The sequence below is a fragment of the Shewanella sp. SW32 genome (assembly GCF_025653365.1).
GTDB lineage: Bacteria > Pseudomonadota > Gammaproteobacteria > Enterobacterales > Shewanellaceae > Shewanella > Shewanella oncorhynchi.
Map to the genome: position 1 here is coordinate 1 of NZ_JAKKSJ010000090.1, position 1,235 is coordinate 1,235.

General features: G+C 39.7%; 3 protein-coding genes. 2 read left to right on the plus strand and 1 reads right to left on the minus strand.

What is annotated here, in order from left to right; genetic code table 11:
• A partial coding sequence (locus L5M28_RS23900) for a transposase (RefSeq protein ID WP_411569194.1) occupies positions 1 to 229 on the plus strand: 229 nt, incomplete at its 5' end.
• Here the strand turns inward: L5M28_RS23900 and L5M28_RS23905 are convergent.
• Complete coding sequence (locus L5M28_RS23905; protein WP_263204538.1) at positions 181 to 771, minus strand: hypothetical protein; 591 nt, start codon at positions 769 to 771, stop codon at positions 181 to 183. The two genes, L5M28_RS23900 and L5M28_RS23905, sit on opposite strands and share 49 nt — an antisense overlap.
• A gap of 317 nt (positions 772 to 1,088) precedes the next feature.
• Between L5M28_RS23905 and L5M28_RS23910 the strand changes: the two genes are divergently transcribed.
• Positions 1,089 to 1,235 (plus strand): transposase family protein (locus tag L5M28_RS23910; protein ID WP_263198011.1); only part of this gene is annotated, 147 nt, incomplete at its 3' end.

Sequence of the window (1,235 nt, forward strand, 5' to 3'; positions counted from 1 at the left end):
AAAAAACCAGTTGCACTGGGTGCTGGATGTGAGTTTAGGTGAGGATGCGTGCCAGATATACCGTGGTAATGCAGCGACTAATCTTGCCACGATGCGACACTTTGGTTTGAATATGTTACGCGCTGAGAAGCGAAAAATGAGTATCAGAAGAAAGCAGCGTCAGGCATTGATGAATGAGGCTTATTTGGATGCGGTGCTTGAAGCCGGCATGAGTGTGGTTATTAAATGACCACTCGTAATCTCACCCTGGTCAAGCCCGTATTTAGATAGATACTCAGGATCAACGATAGAGAGTGCTTTATTGATAGTATTGTAAGTTTTTCCAGTACCTGGTGGCCCATATAAAATTTGATTCAATGCAACCATATTGCTACCCGCTTTAGTCTGTTGCTTAATATTATGTTCATCAGCCATATCGACGCCCCCAATTAAAGACAATAACTTTTGAATAGCTGCTGAATTTTCAACATTAAAGGCGTAACCATACTGAGAATTTCCTTCTAATTTAGGGAATCTACGAAAACTGGTATTTTTAGCTGGCTGCCAATCACTAGTAACACCTTTAATTGCATCGATTTTATCTTTCAAACCTATGACTCTTGGATGAAGAACTAATGGTTGCTTTGAAACGCTCTTACTTGGTGTACGTTTAACATAAACATACAAACCTTCACCTATACAGTGCTCATAAGCATAAGAAGGGTGTCTATGATCTTCATCCGAGTCTATTAACTTAACCAGTATTGTATGAATTTCTTCAGAATTTAACATACGAAAACCTTATAAAATTTTACTATCTAACCTTAGCCTGAAAGGTTTCAAAATTATTCAATGCATCAAACGCAGTAAACACATTCCAGCCATGACTTCTCAATACTTTCGCATTATCCATGTTAATTAACACAGCAACCTTGCGCCTAGGCCAACAAAGATCAATAGCAACCATACTGCTATTATTATTAATAACAATACCTAGCTCAGCGCCAGGTCAGGGCAAGATCACGAACATTTAACGCGCACTTTAACATAACTGATTGACCGCGATCTTCCGTTGTGATCAGATACTGGCTTTTACGCGGAGCCAGTTTATGAACATCGATATTTTTGCAGAGCACTTTTCAGAATTAGAAGACCCAAGGCAAGCATCTAAGGTCGTTTATCCCTTGTTTGACGTGGTGTTTTTAACGCTGTGTGCAGTTATCGCAGGCTGTGAGGGCTGGGAAGATATTGAAGAT

Coding starts and splice junctions, on each gene's coding strand:
- L5M28_RS23905 (WP_263204538.1), bottom strand. CDS start 771: ATGTTAAATTCTGAAGAAATTCATACAATACTGGTTAAGTTAATAGAC.